General features: G+C 60.5%; 28 protein-coding genes. 19 read left to right on the forward strand and 9 right to left on the reverse strand.

The window, feature by feature from the left end; translation table 11 throughout:
- Window positions 1–5: 5 nt before the first annotated feature.
- From ACFT1A_RS21190 to ACFT1A_RS21200, 3 genes are read right to left on the reverse strand one after another with little or no spacing between them, the layout of a single operon-like run.
- A complete protein-coding gene (locus ACFT1A_RS21190) occupies window positions 6–272 on the reverse strand; it encodes a hypothetical protein (RefSeq protein WP_378448621.1) in 267 nt (88 codons plus the stop codon).
- Complete coding sequence (locus ACFT1A_RS21195) at window positions 265–549, reverse strand: hypothetical protein (RefSeq protein WP_378448622.1); 285 nt, start codon at window positions 547–549, stop codon at window positions 265–267. The genes ACFT1A_RS21190 and ACFT1A_RS21195 overlap by 8 nt, the downstream gene beginning before the upstream one ends.
- Window positions 546–1,010, reverse strand: a complete 465-nt coding sequence (locus tag ACFT1A_RS21200) for an Asp23/Gls24 family envelope stress response protein (protein ID WP_378448623.1) — start codon at window positions 1,008–1,010, stop codon at window positions 546–548. The genes ACFT1A_RS21195 and ACFT1A_RS21200 overlap by 4 nt, the downstream gene beginning before the upstream one ends.
- Before the next feature lie 185 nt (window positions 1,011–1,195).
- Between ACFT1A_RS21200 and ACFT1A_RS21205 the strand changes: the two genes are divergently transcribed.
- From ACFT1A_RS21205 to ACFT1A_RS21215, 3 genes are read left to right on the forward strand one after another with little or no spacing between them, the layout of a single operon-like run.
- Window positions 1,196–1,774 (forward strand): RNA polymerase sigma factor, encoded by a 579-nt coding sequence (locus ACFT1A_RS21205; RefSeq protein WP_378448624.1) that lies wholly within the window; start codon window positions 1,196–1,198, stop codon window positions 1,772–1,774.
- On the forward strand, window positions 1,771–2,262 hold the full coding sequence (locus ACFT1A_RS21210) for a hypothetical protein (protein ID WP_378448625.1): 492 nt from the start codon (window positions 1,771–1,773) through the stop codon (window positions 2,260–2,262). Before ACFT1A_RS21205 ends, ACFT1A_RS21210 begins: the two co-directional genes overlap by 4 nt.
- A 36-nt stretch (window positions 2,263–2,298) precedes the next feature.
- Entirely contained in the window at window positions 2,299–2,457 is a 159-nt protein-coding gene (locus ACFT1A_RS21215) for a hypothetical protein (protein ID WP_378448626.1), read from the forward strand.
- Window positions 2,458–2,476: 19 nt separating this feature from the next.
- Here the strand turns inward: ACFT1A_RS21215 and ACFT1A_RS21220 are convergent, their stop codons facing one another.
- Window positions 2,477–2,725 carry a hypothetical protein gene (locus tag ACFT1A_RS21220; protein ID WP_007726566.1) on the reverse strand — a complete coding sequence of 83 codons (249 nt, stop codon included), beginning with the start codon at window positions 2,723–2,725 and terminating at the stop codon, window positions 2,477–2,479.
- A 152-nt stretch (window positions 2,726–2,877) separates the two neighbouring features.
- Here ACFT1A_RS21220 and ACFT1A_RS21225 point away from each other — a divergent pair, with 152 nt between their 5' ends.
- The 4 genes from ACFT1A_RS21225 (at window position 2,878) to ACFT1A_RS21240 (ending at window position 5,829) form a co-directional block, all read left to right on the forward strand.
- Window positions 2,878–3,048: a PI-type proteinase gene (locus tag ACFT1A_RS21225; protein ID WP_378448627.1), complete on the forward strand. Its 171-nt coding sequence runs from the start codon at window positions 2,878–2,880 to the stop codon at window positions 3,046–3,048.
- A 275-nt stretch (window positions 3,049–3,323) separates the two neighbouring features.
- Complete coding sequence (locus ACFT1A_RS21230; RefSeq protein ID WP_378448628.1) at window positions 3,324–3,743, forward strand: STAS domain-containing protein; 420 nt, start codon at window positions 3,324–3,326, stop codon at window positions 3,741–3,743.
- Entirely contained in the window at window positions 3,740–5,275 is a 1,536-nt protein-coding gene (locus tag ACFT1A_RS21235; protein WP_378448629.1) for a trehalose-6-phosphate synthase, read from the forward strand. The genes ACFT1A_RS21230 and ACFT1A_RS21235 overlap by 4 nt, the downstream gene beginning before the upstream one ends.
- Before the next feature lie 137 nt (window positions 5,276–5,412).
- Window positions 5,413–5,829, forward strand: a complete 417-nt coding sequence (locus ACFT1A_RS21240) for a hypothetical protein (protein WP_378448630.1) — start codon at window positions 5,413–5,415, stop codon at window positions 5,827–5,829.
- Here the strand turns inward: ACFT1A_RS21240 and ACFT1A_RS21245 are convergent.
- Entirely contained in the window at window positions 5,801–6,103 is a 303-nt protein-coding gene (locus ACFT1A_RS21245; RefSeq protein ID WP_378448631.1) for a MerR family transcriptional regulator, read from the reverse strand. The genes ACFT1A_RS21240 and ACFT1A_RS21245 overlap by 29 nt on opposite strands.
- A 358-nt stretch (window positions 6,104–6,461) precedes the next feature.
- Between ACFT1A_RS21245 and ACFT1A_RS21250 the strand changes: the two genes are divergently transcribed.
- From ACFT1A_RS21250 to ACFT1A_RS21270, 5 genes are all read left to right on the forward strand, one after another.
- A complete protein-coding gene (locus ACFT1A_RS21250; RefSeq protein WP_317828227.1) occupies window positions 6,462–6,620 on the forward strand; it encodes a hypothetical protein in 159 nt (52 codons plus the stop codon).
- 84 nt (window positions 6,621–6,704) lie between these two features.
- Window positions 6,705–7,250, forward strand: a complete 546-nt coding sequence (locus ACFT1A_RS21255; RefSeq protein WP_378448632.1) for a Dps family protein — start codon at window positions 6,705–6,707, stop codon at window positions 7,248–7,250.
- A 73-nt stretch (window positions 7,251–7,323) separates the two neighbouring features.
- Window positions 7,324–7,458: a hypothetical protein gene (locus ACFT1A_RS21260; protein WP_020968725.1), complete on the forward strand. Its 135-nt coding sequence runs from the start codon at window positions 7,324–7,326 to the stop codon at window positions 7,456–7,458.
- Between the two features lie 49 nt (window positions 7,459–7,507).
- Window positions 7,508–8,212: an ANTAR domain-containing protein gene (locus ACFT1A_RS21265; RefSeq protein WP_378448633.1), complete on the forward strand. Its 705-nt coding sequence runs from the start codon at window positions 7,508–7,510 to the stop codon at window positions 8,210–8,212.
- 191 nt (window positions 8,213–8,403) lie between these two features.
- Window positions 8,404–8,724 (forward strand): WhiB family transcriptional regulator, encoded by a 321-nt coding sequence (locus tag ACFT1A_RS21270; protein ID WP_378448634.1) that lies wholly within the window; start codon window positions 8,404–8,406, stop codon window positions 8,722–8,724.
- A 29-nt stretch (window positions 8,725–8,753) separates the two neighbouring features.
- On the opposite strand, the gene ACFT1A_RS21275 is transcribed toward ACFT1A_RS21270, so the two are convergent.
- Window positions 8,754–9,191 carry a hypothetical protein gene (locus ACFT1A_RS21275; RefSeq protein ID WP_378448635.1) on the reverse strand — a complete coding sequence of 146 codons (438 nt, stop codon included), beginning with the start codon at window positions 9,189–9,191 and terminating at the stop codon, window positions 8,754–8,756.
- Window positions 9,192–9,426: 235 nt separating this feature from the next.
- On the opposite strand from ACFT1A_RS21275, the gene ACFT1A_RS21280 reads away from it, so the two are divergent.
- Together ACFT1A_RS21280 and ACFT1A_RS21285 are read left to right on the forward strand one after the other, a co-directional pair.
- Window positions 9,427–9,861: an ATP-binding protein gene (locus ACFT1A_RS21280; RefSeq protein WP_378448636.1), complete on the forward strand. Its 435-nt coding sequence runs from the start codon at window positions 9,427–9,429 to the stop codon at window positions 9,859–9,861.
- Entirely contained in the window at window positions 9,858–10,640 is a 783-nt protein-coding gene (locus ACFT1A_RS21285; protein WP_378448637.1) for a SigB/SigF/SigG family RNA polymerase sigma factor, read from the forward strand. Before ACFT1A_RS21280 ends, ACFT1A_RS21285 begins: the two co-directional genes overlap by 4 nt.
- Window positions 10,641–10,656: 16 nt before the next feature.
- Here the strand turns inward: ACFT1A_RS21285 and ACFT1A_RS21290 are convergent, their stop codons facing one another.
- The gene (locus ACFT1A_RS21290) at window positions 10,657–10,905 is read right to left on the reverse strand and encodes a hypothetical protein (protein ID WP_030535920.1); all 249 of its coding nucleotides are present in this window, start codon (window positions 10,903–10,905) and stop codon (window positions 10,657–10,659) included.
- Window positions 10,906–11,234: 329 nt separating this feature from the next.
- On the opposite strand from ACFT1A_RS21290, the gene ACFT1A_RS21295 reads away from it, so the two are divergent.
- The 3 genes from ACFT1A_RS21295 to ACFT1A_RS21305 all read left to right on the forward strand — a co-directional run bounded on the left by ACFT1A_RS21295 (window position 11,235) and on the right by ACFT1A_RS21305 (window position 13,264).
- Window positions 11,235–11,672: an STAS domain-containing protein gene (locus ACFT1A_RS21295; RefSeq protein ID WP_378448638.1), complete on the forward strand. Its 438-nt coding sequence runs from the start codon at window positions 11,235–11,237 to the stop codon at window positions 11,670–11,672.
- A gap of 94 nt (window positions 11,673–11,766) precedes the next feature.
- Window positions 11,767–12,744, forward strand: coding sequence for a YihY/virulence factor BrkB family protein (locus ACFT1A_RS21300; protein WP_378448639.1), 978 nt, complete (start codon window positions 11,767–11,769; stop codon window positions 12,742–12,744).
- Between the two features lie 316 nt (window positions 12,745–13,060).
- Window positions 13,061–13,264, forward strand: a complete 204-nt coding sequence (locus tag ACFT1A_RS21305) for a cold-shock protein (RefSeq protein WP_003943666.1) — start codon at window positions 13,061–13,063, stop codon at window positions 13,262–13,264.
- Window positions 13,265–13,445: 181 nt separating this feature from the next.
- Here ACFT1A_RS21305 and ACFT1A_RS21310 read toward each other — a convergent pair whose 3' ends face one another.
- Complete coding sequence (locus ACFT1A_RS21310) at window positions 13,446–13,685, reverse strand: CDGSH iron-sulfur domain-containing protein (RefSeq protein WP_230816418.1); 240 nt, start codon at window positions 13,683–13,685, stop codon at window positions 13,446–13,448.
- Between ACFT1A_RS21310 and ACFT1A_RS21315 the strand changes: the two genes are divergently transcribed.
- Window positions 13,686–14,735, forward strand: a complete 1,050-nt coding sequence (locus ACFT1A_RS21315) for an iron-containing redox enzyme family protein (protein ID WP_378448640.1) — start codon at window positions 13,686–13,688, stop codon at window positions 14,733–14,735. It begins immediately after the preceding gene.
- On the opposite strand, the gene ACFT1A_RS21320 is transcribed toward ACFT1A_RS21315, so the two are convergent.
- Window positions 14,692–15,363, reverse strand: a complete 672-nt coding sequence (locus tag ACFT1A_RS21320; protein WP_378448641.1) for a HemK2/MTQ2 family protein methyltransferase — start codon at window positions 15,361–15,363, stop codon at window positions 14,692–14,694. The two genes, ACFT1A_RS21315 and ACFT1A_RS21320, sit on opposite strands and share 44 nt — an antisense overlap.
- A gap of 136 nt (window positions 15,364–15,499) precedes the next feature.
- Here ACFT1A_RS21320 and ACFT1A_RS21325 point away from each other — a divergent pair, with 136 nt between their 5' ends.
- Window positions 15,500–16,267 (forward strand): ANTAR domain-containing protein, encoded by a 768-nt coding sequence (locus ACFT1A_RS21325; protein WP_378448642.1) that lies wholly within the window; start codon window positions 15,500–15,502, stop codon window positions 16,265–16,267.
- Window positions 16,268–16,454: the final 187 nt, after the last annotated feature.

Genomic DNA, 16,454 nt, shown 5'->3' on the forward strand with positions numbered 1-16,454 from the left:
GCGAGTCAGATCTCGGTATAGGTCTTGGCGCCCGGTAGCCGAGCGCGCACCAGGGTGTACTGGGCCCGAACGGGTTTGACTATGTGTCGAATCGTGCCGCGCAGCGTCGTGCGGACACCCACATCGATCGGGGATGCGAAGTCCCGGTCGATGCGTTCGAGCGCTCGATTGAGCGCGTCGGCTGATCCGCCTGCATCAGGGTGGTGCGCCCTGATCGCCGCTCTTCGTGCAGAACGGCGATCAGGCTCTGTACCGCGAGAACGCTCAGGCATTGTGCGGGCGGCCTACTACGTCTTCCACTGTCACGTTCACGGGGCCGGAAACGAGTCCCGAAATGGCTTGGCGGATACGTAAAGCGGTCTCTCGAACGGCAGCGTCGGCGAAGATGCAGACGTGGACGTCGGTCGACGACTCCGTCACCCGCACGCCGACGACTCGACGACCGGGAAGGTAGGTGCCGACCTCGCCGAACATTCCGGCATGAAGTGATGCGACGCCAGGTACAGCCGTCACTGCCTCAGCGACGGTGTCAGCGATTTCGGAACTCACTGCACCCGTGTGGTCTTGGACTCGTTTGTTTCGTCGTCGCTGCCTTCGTCGAGGTGGACGTCGTGAACCGTGATGTTCACCTCGGTCACCTCCAGACCTGTCATCCGTTCGAGCGCTGCGATGACGTTGCGGCGAATGCCGGTGGCCAGGTCCGCGAGTGATACGCCGTACTCGGCCACGATGTCGATGTCCACCGCTGCCTGCTTTTCGCCGACCTCGACCGACACTCCTTGGGAGTGGTTGACACTCGCGCCGGGAATCCGCTCGCGCAGTGCCCCGACGACCCGAGATGCTCCGCCGCCGACGTCGTACACACCGCTCACCTCTCTGGTGGCGATGCCGGCAATCTTCGAGACAACGGTGTCGGCGATCGACGTCTTTCCTTGCGAGCTCACCAGAGCCGAGTCATTCGATGATGCAACATCCTTCGTAGATGCTGTCGCAACCTGCGTGCTGACCATTGTCATCTCCTCCTGTTGATCGATCTACCTGTGTAGTCGTGACTCGAAGGCGAAACCGAATGTCCGAGTCAGGTGATGTGCATCACTGACATTTATTAGTTACGGTCCGTAACATCCAACGCCCCGGCCGGACGAACAATCTTCGAACTCAGCCGAGTTTCCGCATTTCTGCGAGAGGAGCGACTGTGGCGTTACCGCACACACAGGGGCTCACGGGAGCGCCTGACGGCCTGGACACCGCGACAGTGGACGCTGCGATACTCGGCGACCGAGAAGCATTCGAGTCACTGGTGCACCACTACGGACCAGCGCTCCACCGCTATGCACGTCGAATGCTCGCCGACGAAGGCGACATTCTCGAGGTAGTCCAGGACACCTTCGTGGCCGCGTGGCGTCAACTCGAGTCGTTCCGTGGTGAATCGTCGATGCGAACATGGCTTTTCGCGATCTGTTCCCGAAAGATCGTGGACAGCTATCGAATCAAGAGAGCTCAACCGATCGACGACAAGCTGCTCGACCCTCTTGTACCGTCTGCCGAGGCCGGTCCATTCGACTCGACCTCGAACTCCGCCTTCCTGGAGGCGCTGGAGGAAGCGTTGGGGGAATTGCCTTATCGCCAGCGTGCGGCCTGGACGCTGAGAGAGGTGGAGATGCTCACGTTCGTTCAAATCGGAAAGATTCTAAGACTCACTCCGGATGCGGTGCGTGGGCATCACCATCGTGCACGGGCTAACCTGAGCGAACGAATGACGAGGTGGCGATGACCGAATCACGAACCGACGCATTGATGGCGCACGCATCCGAGGTCCTGCGAAGTGCCCCGGAGCCAGGCTGGGATCGAATCAGCGACAGGGTGATCCGGGCGCTCCGATCGACCTCGGCATCGGGCTGGCCACTGAACGCGCACGCGTCCGAGGGACCACGTCTCGGCACGGTGTCGGTAAGCGATCACGTACTCCGCACCCACCTCGCCGCAGAGATACGTTCTCGACACCACTGCTCACCGAGCAGCGTCGAATTCTTTGTCGACGGCCACGAAATACGTTCACTACGTATCGAACTGGCTGCGCCTTACGGAGTCGATCTGGCCGAACTGTCGGACCGGGTGCGATTCACGGTCGTCGATGTCGTTCACATGATCCTCGGCAATATGGAACCACCGGTCGCTGCAGAGAGCGTTCACATCGCCGTGACCGACATCGTCGACGATCTACCTGCCGGGAAAAATACCAAAAGCCGTTCCGAACACTAGGTGTTTGTTCAGCACGTGTTTGGGAACCCGGCACTCATGACCGCTCCCCCACCCCCGGATCCGGGCCCTGTTCCCGACCCGGGGTCGCCGACACCTCCCGCGCCGACACCACCCGACCCGCTGAATCCGCCACCCGTGCCGCCCACTCCGACGCCGCCGAACCCGTATCCCCCGGATCCGATCCCGCAGATCTGAAGTCGGCTGCTGCAGCGTTTCAGCCGCCGAGTTCGGCGATCATCTCGCTCAACGATTCTGCGGCGATACGCAGTTCGCCTTCGTCGGGGTTGTCGGGCGAGGAAGGCAGGCGTTCGGCCAACTGCTCGCGAGTGACAAGCGAGATACCCTCGAGTCCGAACCCTTCTTCATCGGGGACGTAGATCTCGATCTCGCCCCCGACCGCTACCAATTCCGAATGGGGGCCGCTGCCCAGCAGTGCACGCAGGTGTTCGGTCGTCACGGTCATATGGTTCACGTGAAATCTCCTGCTTCGGTGACAGCTGACTTCGCTGGTTGTCGATTCGACCTGACGCACTACCTCCTACTGAGTACCCCTCGCGGGTGAGCAGGAAACGACGAGTACATGAACAACTACTTCCCGAAGGGAACGCAGAAACCATGAGCGAACAGAATCCCACCGACCACACCGATCAGACGGACGAGCCGCAGACCACCGGCACCGGCACCGGCCCCGCGCACAAGGACGTTCAGACCGATCCGTCGGGCGAGCGTACGTGGGCCGACGAGGGCGGCGCGACAACCACCGGTCCGGCGACCGACACCGACTGATCTCGCCCGAACTGAATCATCGGGACCAAGGTCCCGTGAGCCCGTGCTCACGGGGCCTTGAAATCCTCACGGATCTAACGCTTTTCACCTGCGATTTCGTGATGCGGTAAGGTAAGCACTCAGCACGGTTGAGCACCCAGCCGTTGAAGACGTGCACGGTTCGCGTGTTGCTTCCCGTGCCGTTTCCCGGTTTCGCATGAAACCGTTTCGAACTAGGCCGTTTCGAACCAGACCGATTCGAACGAACCGTTTCGAGCAATCCGTCAGGAGTTTCGATGAACGAGTTTTCGAGAACTACAGATGAGCGTGCCGACAGTCCCCCGATTTTCACCGTCACGTCTGCGGAAAACATTCAGTCACTGGTGGTCAGCGGCGAGATCGACATCCGTTCCCGAGCTGATTTTGCTGCGTGCGTCGATGATCTGATCAGCGAGCGTCACCCGTTCGTAGTCGACTGCTCGGACGTCCAGTTCATCTCCGTCGGAGGTCTTTCCATCATCGAAACTCTGTCGGCCAAGGCTCGAAGGCTCGGCGTCCCGTGGACACTGATCGCAGCGCACCCCGTCAGGCGCCCGCTGTCCCTGTTGAAGATGGATGCCGACATCGTGTTCACCGACTCTGTGGCCGAGGCGGTCACGTACCTGTCCGCTGCCGCCATCATGGACGAGACCCTGGCGGAGCCGATGTCGGCGTGAGTAACGATCTCGAAAGGCTTTCCGAATTCGTCGTTGTCGCCAACCGACTGCCCGTCGATCTGGAAATCGACGACTCTGCAGCCGACGACACTGTAGGAGACGACGACACTGCAGCCGACGAGGACGGAAGCAAGAACTGGAAGCGAAGTCCGGGTGGGCTCGTCACCGCGCTCGAACCCATCCTGCGGCAGCGAGACGGCGCTTGGGTCGGCTGGCCGGGCGTCGCAGACGAGAAGGTCGACCCCATAGTCGTGGACGGCCTCCGCCTCTTTCCCGTCGAACTGACCTCTCAGGACCTCGCCGAGTACTACGAGGGGTTCTCCAACGACACGTTGTGGCCGCTCTACCACGATGTTCTGGTGGCTCCGACGTTCGAGCGGTCGTGGTGGCACACATACGTCGCGGTCAACCAGCGGTTCGCCGAAGAAACCGCGCGTTGCGCCGCCGACGGAGCTACCGTCTGGGTGCAGGACTACCAATTACAACTCGTGCCGGCGATGCTGCGTGAGCTGCGGCCGGACCTGACTATCGGGTTCTTTCTTCACATTCCGTTTCCTCCCGTCGAACTCTTCATGCAGCTTCCGTGGCGCAAGGAGATCGTCAAGGGGATGCTGGGCGCCGACCTGATCGGCTTCCACTTACCCGGTGGCGCAAACAATTTCCTGTTCTTGGCCCGCAAACTACTCGGCTTGAAGACGACAACCGCAGGCGTCGGTGTGCGAAGTGCGCTGGGGCATGTCGATTTCGATTCTCGCGTCGTCAAGGTGGGAGCATTTCCCATCTCCGTCGATTCCGCCGAACTCGAGCGCCAGTCGAAGAGCGAATCGGTGTTGCGCCGAGCACGCGAATTGAAGGAAGAGCTCGGCAATCCCGAGAAGATCCTTCTGGGAGTCGATCGCCTCGACTACACCAAGGGCATCGACCTGCGGCTGCAGGCACTGAAGGAACTTCTCGACGAGGGCCGCTTGGACCCGGAGAAGTACACGATGGTGCAGCTCGCTACGCCCAGTCGTGAACGCGTGCAGCACTATATCGATCTACGCAGTGTCATCGAGGAACAGGTGGGTCGCATCAACGGCGACCACAGTCAGATCGGCCGCCCCGTCGTGCATTACCTGTACCAGCCGGTCGACCGAGAAGAACTGATCGCGCTGTTCGTCGCTGCCGACGTCATGCTCGTGACGCCGATGCGCGACGGGATGAATCTAGTGGCCAAAGAGTACGTAGCGTGCCGCGGCGACCTCGGTGGCGCTCTGGTTCTCAGCGAGTTCACCGGCGCTGCAATGGAATTACGACAGTCATATCTGGTCAACCCGCATGATCTGGACGGCGTGAAAAATACGATCCTGACCGCTGTTCATCAGGATCCGAAAGAGGGCCGTCACCGCATGGCTGCCCTGCATCGCCAGGTCATGTCGCACGACGTGCATCAGTGGGCCGAGTCGTTCCTGACCGCCCTTGCCCCGACTGAACCGCGCCCGGAAGATCAGTTCGTCACGGAGCGTGAGTCCGACTTTGCGCGCAACAACTGACCACCGCGGGCTTGAGTCAAGGGTGAGCAGATACTCGAGCTAGGATTGGTTTCAGTTCATCGTCAAGCAGCGGCTGCGAACTGATCTCCTCGCCATAGCCGTGCAATGCTGCATCGGCCCAGAAAGACAGGCCGACCATGCCCCTCACGATGAAGTACTCCGAGACCTACAACGACGCTCTCATTGCGCTCGCCGCCGCCACTCATCGTCCGGCGAATGTGGTGAATCTGTTCGGCGAGTACGCCATCCGTGTTGATCTCGAGTACAACCGATACCTGCTCGCCACCAATACCGTTGCCGGGCTTTCAGATCAGCCTGATCTGGGCGATTTGTGGCTGGTGAGATTCTTTCAGTCCGAACTGACCGACACCCCCGATCAACTGCTCGCAGAGGCTTCGCATCAATGGCTGGTCGATGCCCTGGATACAGCGCTGGAGCAGATCGAACGCGCCGGCAACAAGATCGTCGCAGATGCAGATTTCGGCGACCCTGTCCGCACCGACGCACCGTCGCACCCCACGGGAGCTAGCCGGCTTCCGCAGTCAACTGACTGATCCGAGCGGCCAGAACGGCATTCTCGGCCTCGAGAGACAAGATCAAACGGATTCCGACAAGATTGACTCCGTCGTCGATCAGCGCGGTGATTCGTCCGAGCGTATCCAGATCAGCCTCGCTGTACCGGCGCGTACCGCCATCCGTGCGCGTCGGTGTAAGCAGGCCCCTTCGCTCGTAGAGGCGCAGCGTTTGAGGTCCTACTCCGGACAGTTCTGACATCACTGAGATCCCGTACACGCCACGCAGCGCCCGGGTCTGAGATTCCGACGTCACTGGAACCTCCTAGTTCGGTGTCGGCTGCCTTCGTCGGCGTCATCCGACCTTAGCACCATCAGGCAGTGAATCTGACGCCGGCGACATAGATTCAAAGGTGTCCAGGACCACTTGCGGCCAAAAATGACGAGCCGGCAGAGCACGTAAGCGCAGGTCAAGAGTGTTTTCGACCGGAAGCGGCACGCAATTTGCTTCCGCAGTTGGAACGCAGCTACCTTGCCAATTATCTACATCGGCTGATATAGATTTTGTAGCACCTGAAAGCGCCAAAACCGGCGCTCGAAGCTGCAGAACACCCAGACGTCGGAGTTGGTGGTTCAGCTGACTCCCTCACGGCACACTCTTCACCGGGAGCAAGATGACGACGATCGACATCCCGCCCACACAGGGCGAGAGCAACACCGGCATCGGAATCACTGCCGCAAGCGCGACTTTGACGACCGTAGAGGTCAAGCGCCGAATCGCGATGATGTTCGGCGACCCGGTGACAGAGGAACCAGTCGCACTCGCGCACTGAACCTGACCGACCCGCGATCCGATTGACGATGGCGCGCGACCGCCCCAATGGAGGGCGATCCCCATCATGACGAGAGGAAAACATATGTCCGAGTTCACCGTACCGGGGCTGAGCAGTGCAGACGGCTCGACCGTCGCCGACACCCTGCAGGAACGCCTCAGCGCCTACAACGATCTGCACCTCACGCTCAAGCACGTCCACTGGAACGTCGTTGGACCCAACTTCATCGGCGTGCACGAGATGATCGACCCGCAGGTGGAACTGGTTCGCGGCTATGCCGATGATGTGGCGGAACGCATCGCGGCACTTGGCAACTCGCCCAAGGGCACCGCAGGAGCGATCGAACGCGACCGGACGTGGGACGACTACTCCGTTGGCCGCGACGACGCTCGCGCTCACCTCGCGGCGCTCGACCTGGTGTACACCGGGGTCATCACAGACAGTCGCGCCGCCATCGAGAGCGTCGGAAAGATCGACCCGATCACCGAAGACATGTTGATCGGCCAGACCGCACAGTTGGAAAAGTTCCAGTGGTTCGTTCGCGCGCACCTCGAGAACTCCGGCGGCAGCCTCGTCCACGAAGGCGCGTCCACCGAGCAGGATGCTGCAAATGAGGCACGTCCGAACTGATTCACCGTCCTCGATTTCGGCCGATCGGGGGTCGGCCGAAATCGCGTTCCCCACAACCGGAAAGGGCAGGAGCATGTCTGCGGACTCGCGCGGCACGTCAGCACAAACGCGTCGCGAGTATCAGATGTTCGTACTGCAGCAGCGTTTGTTGTTCGGATCGATCGTGGCAGGCACTGCTCTTGGGGTCCTCGCAATCAACTACTTCTGAAATCACCACGCGCCGCAGCCGTCGAAGACAGGACAGAAACGACACAATCATGAGTTCGAGCACTCTCCGCTCGATCGCCAGTAGCGATCGGTTTGCGGCAAGCACTTCCTCTCTTCTCCTCGTGGACAGCAATTTTCGTGTCCGGGGAGCAAACGGAGAATACCTTGCCATGTCCGATCGCAGTTTGGATCAGCTGCACGGAGTGGAAGTGTTCGAGGCCTTTCCCGACAATCCTGCCGACTCTTTTGCCGACGGAATCTCCTCGTTGACAATGTCGTTCGAGCGGGTGATGCAAACCAAATCTCGTGATGCGATGCCGACTCAACGGTACGACGTGCGCGACGAGCGCGGTTCCGGGCTGTTTGTCACGCGCTACTGGAACACCGTGAATTCCTCGGTCACCGATGACGACGGCCGGGTGATCGGGGTGCTTCATCGTGTGTACGAGGTTTCACGACCGCAGGCTCGGCAGTCCAGCTCCGTGCCAGACGTACTCGCCCGCCTTCGCGCGGAAAATGACGAACTGCGAAGAGCTTTGGATTCTCGGCCCGTGATCGAGCAGGCCAAGGGATTGCTGATGGCCGAGCGTGAGTGCTCAGCCGACCAAGCTTTCGACCTACTGGTCGAGATGTCGCAAGAGTGGAACGTCAAGGTGCGCGACATCGCCGGCGGTCTTGTCGCCGCAGCAGAGAGACGAGCCGGCGGTCTTGTCGCCGCAGCAGAGAGACGAGCCGTGGATCAAAAGAATTCCTGACGACCGGGATTCAAAATTTGTACGGCTGGGTAATGACCGACCAGAGGTACCCCCGAAATTCTCCCTCTCGAGGGAGGAGCCTCGAAGGTCCCGCCGGTGCAGACCATGTACCGGCGGGACCGAGCTTTGCACTAACGCCCGACCCGGGCCTCGATCCGAGTCGAGTTCGTCACGCAGCGAAGGGAACGTCCATGTTCATGCGCTCCTACACATCTCCGCGGCCCCTTGCCGACGAGTGGGACTGGCAACTGTCCGGTACCTGCCGCGACACCGACCCGGCTCTGTTCTACGACGACACGAACGAGCGCGGATCGAGGCGGGCGAAGCGCGAGAGTTCGGCGAAGCTGGTGTGTGCCAGATGCCCCGTCGTGCAGAGATGCCTGGTGCACGCCATCCAGACCGGGGAACCTCACGGCATCTGGGGCGGGATGACGGCTACCGAACGAGAATCGTTGCGCAAAGCGCGAACTGGACCACTGGTCAGTGCTGTGTCGAGCTCAACCGAGCAATAATTCGGGACAGGAACTGATGGTGCGGAAACTCAGGGCCGTGCCTCGTGGTGTCGACGCCCATGCGTGCGTCGGCGCTCCTTCATCTCGGATTCGAACAGATGCGGCACTCCGCCGGCCAGTCGGTCGCGCACCACCTTCTCGCATTCGCGGAAGAACGACCAGTAGTTCTCGTCGAACTCCTCGACCAGCTGGAAAGTCCAACGCCCCTCGACCACGTTCCGGCCCATCAACTCGTCCTCGACTTGATCTGCCAGTTCGTCGTTGCCGCTGGTGCGCAGTAGCTCGACGACCTCGTCGAGCATCAAATCCGCGTGCCCGATCAGCTGATGGAAGTCGTACAGAGCACCGCGCGCACGCTCCACCGTTTCGAGGGCGTTAGACAACACACCCGCCGCTTTCACTCCCTCGTCCGTGACGCCTTCCGGTCGAACGTGCACAGGGATCTGTCTTTCTGCATGGGTGTCCATGATGCGGAAGTACCCGAACGAGCCGCACATGAAAGATGAGATCAGGTACGAGTGCACCATAGGTGATGTGTCTCACAATTCATCTTCGAGTTCGGTAATGAGGGTTAGTTCGCCGGGCGAAGGGTAATCGAAGGCCATGAACACCTCTGGGGTCGAGATGGTCGGCACGCATGGCCGCTACCGGTCCTTGCCTCGTTCTGCCGGAATACCGCCACATCTACCTACAGGAAGTCCCTTGATCCCTCTGTCGAGTTCGACCGAAGCCGAACTTACTCACGACTCCATCGCCTCGCTCCGTGTCCGGGCGTCGTACTCTCAACTTCCGACTCTGCGTGGAATCACCCGCACGGTCGCCAACAACACCGGATTGGATGTCGACGGGACAGCCGATCTCGCTCTGGCGATGGACGAAGTCGCAAGTATCCTCATCGGCCATGCGATACCGTCCAGCGACTTGACCTGCCGTTTCGAGACATTCGGTCGCACACTTCGGACCGTCGTTTCGGTGATTGCGCACTCCGAAATTCCCGACAAGTCGCACAGCTTCGGATGGTTCGTTCTCGAAGCACTGGTCGACTCCGTCCGTTTGGAACAATCGGAAATCGACGCGGACGGTCACACCACCCTGACGATGACGCTTGAAAAGGGCTTGCTCCAGGAGCGTGCGTGACCACTGTCCCACCGGACAAGAAGGACCAGTACGAACTAGCTGTCGAACTGTTCGTTTCGATGGCTTCGCTTCCGCCTGATGATCCGACCCGAGAAAAAATCACCAACTCGATCATCGAATTGTGCCTACCGCTCGCCACCCACGTCGCACGCCGCTACCAGGGGCGCGGCCAGCCTTTCGAGGACTTGGAACAAGTTGCGCGCGTCGGGTTGGTACAGGCTGTGCAGCGATTCGATGTGGAAAAGGGATCGGATTTCCTGTCGTTCGCCGTCCCGACGGTAATGGGTGAGGTACGCAAGCATTTTCGCGATCACGGCTGGTCCGTGCGCGTCCCGCGAAGCCTTCAAGAACGACACCTTGCCCTGAACCGGGCGCTTACGTCGCTGTCCCAGACGCTCGGGCGCGCTCCCACTGTCGCGGAACTCGCGAAAGAACTCGACATCGAACCGGACGAGGTCGAACAGGGGCTGACGGCCGGCAACTCGTATCGGACCACACCGCTCGACACCGCATCCGCCGGCGACGGGAGCGGACTGACTCTGATCGACACCTTGGGTCAGTACGACGAAGCGATCAGTCGGATCGACAATCACGAAACATTGCGGCCCGCGCTCCTGGCATTACCGGAGCGCGAGCGCACGATCGTCGTTCTGAGATTCTTCGGTCATCTCACCCAGTCTCAGATTGCCGAGAAGGTCGGTCTTTCCCAGATGCATGTGTCCAGAATCCTCACGCAGACGCTGAAGCAGCTACGCACCGAGATGGGCGAAATCTTCTGACGGTACGTCTGGAGGATCAGATGTACTCCTGCGCAAGACGTTCCATCTCGTCTCGGTCGATGAGCCCGGGCTGGCCGATGTCGAGAGCCTCGAGATACTTGTTGGCGAGGCGGTAATCGTGACCCCACCTTCCGTGCTCCCCGTCCTGCTCGGTGCGCTGAACACTGGAACCGGGCGGAACCTCGTCCCGCAGACCGTTGGTCTCTGCTCCGATCAGCGTGTCGAGCTTGGTCGAGATGGCCGTAAGTGCATCGCGGTCGTTCATCTGAATCCCTTCGTCCGGTGACGCTGATCCCCCAGCCTACCGAAGCGTATAGCCAAAAACATTGCACTGCTTGATGTTCGACTCCACGCCTGGACCGATTTACACCCTCGAGCTACACTGAGCGGTACCGAGGTTGAGAATACAGCCGGGGTTGAAGCCACTGGCGCTCGGTTCGCATCAAGGCTCTGGATCAGGTGAGTACGTTCGCGCGTACCTGTCCTGCGCATATCCATTGAGCTTTAAAACTTTCCACGCCTGGACGCATTCACTTTCCGCGCCGCCAGATCGGTCGTCAGCCTTTCGATGAAAGCACACAGACCGGATCTGCCATGAATCTGAATGAACTCGACCACACTTCGATCGATTCCATCGATCCCTCAACACAATTGGGTCCGATCGTGGAAACACAAGGCTTCGCTGCCTGGCGGGTAGCGCCCTCGACAGTCCTGATCCAGGTCGATGTCGACCTCGACAAACTCTCCGCCCCCGCACTGCGAGAGCTTCTCAGCTCTTACGCTGCGGAGTGGTCTCGCGTCATCCTCGACCTGTCCAATTCACTGTTCGTCGGTGCGGTATGCCTCGAACTGTTCGCCGAGCTGAACTCCCGATCACGAGCCCACGACTTCCAGTGGTCCGTCATCGGGTCGCACCCACTTCGACGCTTGCTTCGGGCAGCACGGGCCGAAGAAGAATTTCCGGTGACGAACTCTGTCGAGGGAGCCATGCGCGCGCTCCGCGGAGCCGAGAAGTCGCTCGAAGCCTCCTGACAGCACGCTCGGCACCGACGTCGAGCGCCGAGCGCTGAGCGCTCGCAGCGACTAAGGTTCGTCGGGCTGTCCGACGAGCTGAGAGAGACCGAGAATGACAATCGCCAAGCGCCTCGATGCCTTGCAACAGAAGCATCCGGCACTGGGGTTCCCGATAGCGGTCCTCTACAAGTTCCTCGACGATCAAGGTGTTTATCTCGCCGCGCTGATCGCTTACTACGGCTTTGTCTCGCTGTTTCCGCTGCTTCTCCTACTCTCGACCATTCTCGGCTTCGTGCTGTCGGACAACCCCGAACTTCAGCAACAGATCTTGGACTCGGCACTGCATCAGTTCCCGGTCATCGGTGACGACCTCGGCAACGCGCAACAGATCGGCGGCGGCGTCACTGGTCTGGTGATCGGAATCGTCGGCGGCCTCTACGGTGGCCTCGGTGTCGCTCTGGCTTGCCAGAATGCGATGAATACGGTGTGGTCTGTGCCCCGGAACATGCGACCGGATCCCATCCGCGGGCGGCTTCAAGGGTTACTGCTGCTCGGCACCATCGGACTCGCGGTCCTGGGGACCACCGCTGTCTCCAGCATCGGCGGCGCGCTTCATCTGGGTGGTTCGTTCAGCTTCTTGCTGACCCTCGCGGCAGTCGTCCTGAACGCGGGCATCTTCATCGTCGCTTTCCGGCTCACCTGCGCGAGGCCGCTGTCTGTGGCCGACGTGGCACCCGGAGCGATCGCCGCTGCTGTTCTCTGGCAAGCACTTCAGTCCTTCGGTGCCCTCTACGTGACATCCGTGGTGCGGGGTGCCTCCACCACCAATGGTGTCTTTGCCATCGTTCTGGGTTTGCTGGCCTTCTTGTTCCTCGCTGCCGCCTCGATCGTCATGTGCGCGGAAATCAACGTCGTGCGAGTCGACAAACTCCATCCGCGGGCGTTGCTGGCTCCGTTCACCGACAACACCGAGCTCATCGAAGGCGATCGGCGCACCTTCGCCGATCAAGCAAAAGCGCAACGCGCGGTTCCGCACGAGAACATCCACGTGACGTTCGACGGACACACCAAATCCGACGAATCGGACTGATCTCGACCCCGACCGAGTTGGGTATTTGGTCCCGTCCTGAGTGTCGGGGTGACATTCTGCGACGCGAATCCAGATTTAACACAGGTGTTGTCATTTCGCGCTGTATCGAAGCGACGAATACATCACAGCAGGTAGACGTGCATAGTTGAACAATCACCTGCTTCCAGCGCGGCATCACAACGGGACAAACCCGCCAAATACTGCAACTCGCCATGCATGTAATTGGAGACAGAAAAAGAAGAGCATGGCAGGATCAGGTGTGAGACCGGACTCTCGATGGGAGGGCTCGGCTCGATGGATCCAGGAGAATTTGGTTATGGCTCAGGGCAGTGTCAAGTGGTTCAACGGTGAAAAGGGCTTCGGATTCATCGAGCAGGAAGGTGGCGGACCGGATGTGTTCGTTCACTACTCGGAGATCCAGGGCAGCGGCTACAAGTCCCTCGACGAGGGCCAGAAGGTCGAGTTCGAGATCGGACAGGGCCAGAAGGGCCCCCAGGCTCAGAACGTTCGCGCCATCTGAGCTCGATCCCAGTCTGAATTCAGACTGAAAAGGCTGGACGCTGCACCGCACGGTGCCGGCATCCAGCCTTTTCTTGGTTTCTGGGTCTACTTGGTTTCTAGGTCTACTTGGTCTCCGGGTCTACTTGGTCTCCGGGTCTACTTTGGTTTCCAGGTCGGGCGCGTGCCGAGTTCGGTACCGGTTAACTCGCTCGCGCCCGCTTCTTCTTGTGGGAGCTGTCGCAGAACGGCGCAATGGCGGTCCGTCCACATCGGCACAAAGCGACCGTAGAGCGCTTGTTCTCTATCGGAGTGCCGTCGTCGCGGAGCAACTCGAAGTCACCACGCACCAGCAGCGGTCCGTCCGAGCAGGCGGTTATGGTGGTGTTGCACCCGGAACTATCCGGTGTTTCGGCAGATGACGATTCGGGAAACGCGGTCATATGTCCTCTTCACTTCTCGATTCGGCCACTGGCGTGCCTACTTCCATGCCCGTTCCGCAGGCTCGCGGCCCACTGAGCGCCACTCTCGTTTCCATTCTGCTCTCCTCCGCCGATCCGAGGGAGCTGAAGGCTGCCGCTGACGCGTACGAAGACGCACGATCCACCGACCACACCTACGACATTCTTCGAGACGACGACGCCCAGTTGACGCTGGCACTCCTCTACGAGCTTCATCTGCAGGGAATCGAGAACGTCTCGGACGAGTGGGAGTGGAATCCGGACCTGCTCGCGGTGCGGTCTCGTCTCGAAACGCACTTCGAGTCCGCCATCGCGCAACTCGTGGGGACTGTGCCGTCGTCTGGCGACGTGGTGGCCGACCTGTGGGCGATGACGGCGCCCAGTGCCGGGCCCGGTCTTGCGGCCTTCATGGCGAAGGACGCCACCGTCGATCAGTTCGCGGAGGTGCTGATTCACCGTTCGCTCAATCAGCTCCGCGAAGCGGATGTGCACACCCTTGGAATTTCGCGGCTCTCCGGTGCCGTCAAGGCAGCCCTCGTCGAAGTGCAGAGCGACGAGTACGGAGGTGGCCGCGCTGAGCGTATGCATTCGCGTCTGTTTGCCGACACGATGCGGGCCGTCGGTCTTTCGGACCGCTACGGTCACTACATCGACGCCGTTCCCGCAGTGACCTTGGCATCGTTGAATGCTCTCTCGCTCTTCGGTTTTCATCGCCGACATCTCGGCACCCTGGTCGGGCACCTGTGCGCCGTCGAGACCACGTCGGCGCTGCCGAGTAAGCGCTACAGCGCCGGCCTGCGCCGACTCGGATTCGGTTCGGACGCGACCCTGTTCTACGACGAGCATGTCGAAGCGGATTCCGTCCATGAACAGATCGCCGTTCGCGAACTTGCCGGCGGTCTTGCTTCTTCGCAACCACACCGCGCCGGCGACATCTTGTTCGGCGCCGCAACGTGCCTCGCGTTCGACGATCTTCTCGGCGAACACCTCACATCGAGTTGGGAGAAGGGTGAGACTTCGTTGCGCGAATGATCACCAGTTGTTCGATTTGTTGACCGGTGGTGATCAGCCCTCGCGCCTCGAGCATCGTGCGTCTCTCACGCATCACGGGCCCGAACGGAATGTACTTCCGAGCCGAAATCTCCACCGCCATACCGTGTTCCTCGAGTATCGCCTCGGTTTTGTCGACCCCACACAGTACCGACTGCAGGAGAAGAAGTGTGCCGCCGGGGACGAGTACGTCGTGAACGGTGGCTGCGATCCTGTCGATGAGGGCGCGTCCGTCCTTGCCTGCGTCCCAAGCACGTTCGATTCCAGTGGTGGGAAGATCATCGGCAAGTGCTGGGACGTACGGCGGGTTGGAGATCACCAGATCGAAGAGTTCGCCGTGCACGGCCTCGGTGAGATCGCCACGACGGGAATCGATCAAGGTTCCGTTGAGGATTCCGTTGAGACGAGCATTGGCGCACGCTCGGCGAGATATGTCGACCGCGACAACGTGGCCTGCACCTGCCGCAGATGCCGCGACGGCGAGGGCGCCCGTCCCCGTGCACAGATCCAGCACCCGGCTGCGAGCGGTGAGGTGCTCGAACAGCAGCGCATCCGCGAGTAACGACGTGTCGTGTTGCGGTGGATACACACCGGGTAAACGCAGGATCATCATCGGCTCCTCTTTTTCAGGCGACATCGCACATCGCTGCATGCGGCTACCCAGGAACCTCGAATTTCATGCAACATTGCAGTATCGACCGCCTGGAACGGTCACATCGCCGCAGTTTGCGGAGTAGACCTGAGTCATGACAGGCAATGCGGACACTCCACAGGGAGCCGCGGCGTTTGCTTCCGCAGCAGATTCGCTCGACACACTCGCCGAAGCGATTGCCGGACTCCGGTCCAATCTGAACACGGACGAGCACCTCGACTCCATGCTCCAACGTCTGGCCGAGACGGCGGTCAAAGCACTGCCGGACGCCGACGCAGTCAGCGTGACCGTGTTGTCGGCCGATGGCCCGCGAACTGCTGCATCTACCGCGGACTACCTCTCCGAGATAGACGACGCCCAACACTCCGCCGATCGTGGACCGTGTGTGGACGCCGCACGCTCAGTCTCGTCGGTCCGGGCAAAGGTGGGTGATCACCAAGCCGAATGGCCGGAATTCACCGTCGAGGCCCGCAAACAAGGCGTCCGGTCCTACTTGTGCGTGCCGATCACCATGGGCGAAGGGAGCACCGAACTTCTCGGCGCTTTCAACGTCTACGGATTCGCATCGACCGAGTTCAAGGCCTTCGACGAAGAGTTGATGAAATTGTTCACCGCTGGTGCGGGCGCGGCGATCGCAGATTCACGACGCTGGCGTCAGGCACACGAGCACATCGAACAATTGCACTGCGCCATGGAGTCTCGGGCCGAGATCGAGCAGGCCAAGGGCGTCCTGATCGCCGTCCACGGTATCGACGCCGAGGAAGCATTCAGTCGACTCGTGCAGCAATCACAGCACACCAACGTCAAACTCCACGACGTTGCACGGATGCTCATCGATTCGGTGCGCCACCGCAGGTTCTGAAGATTCTTCGGTCGCAAAACCCTGTTTTGCACCCGAAGACACAGTCACAAAACCCCGTTTTGTACCCCGAAGGTACAGCTCCCAAACGTATCCAGAGATGTTTCACCGAAACAGGTTTCGACCTGCGCGACTGCTGGCGGTCGAGCGGCGGCACTCGTCTGAAATGTGGTTATCTGTTGAGAACCGG

The organism is Rhodococcus sp. NPDC057135 (genome assembly GCF_042670865.1).
In the GTDB taxonomy this organism is placed as follows: domain Bacteria; phylum Actinomycetota; class Actinomycetes; order Mycobacteriales; family Mycobacteriaceae; genus Rhodococcus_F.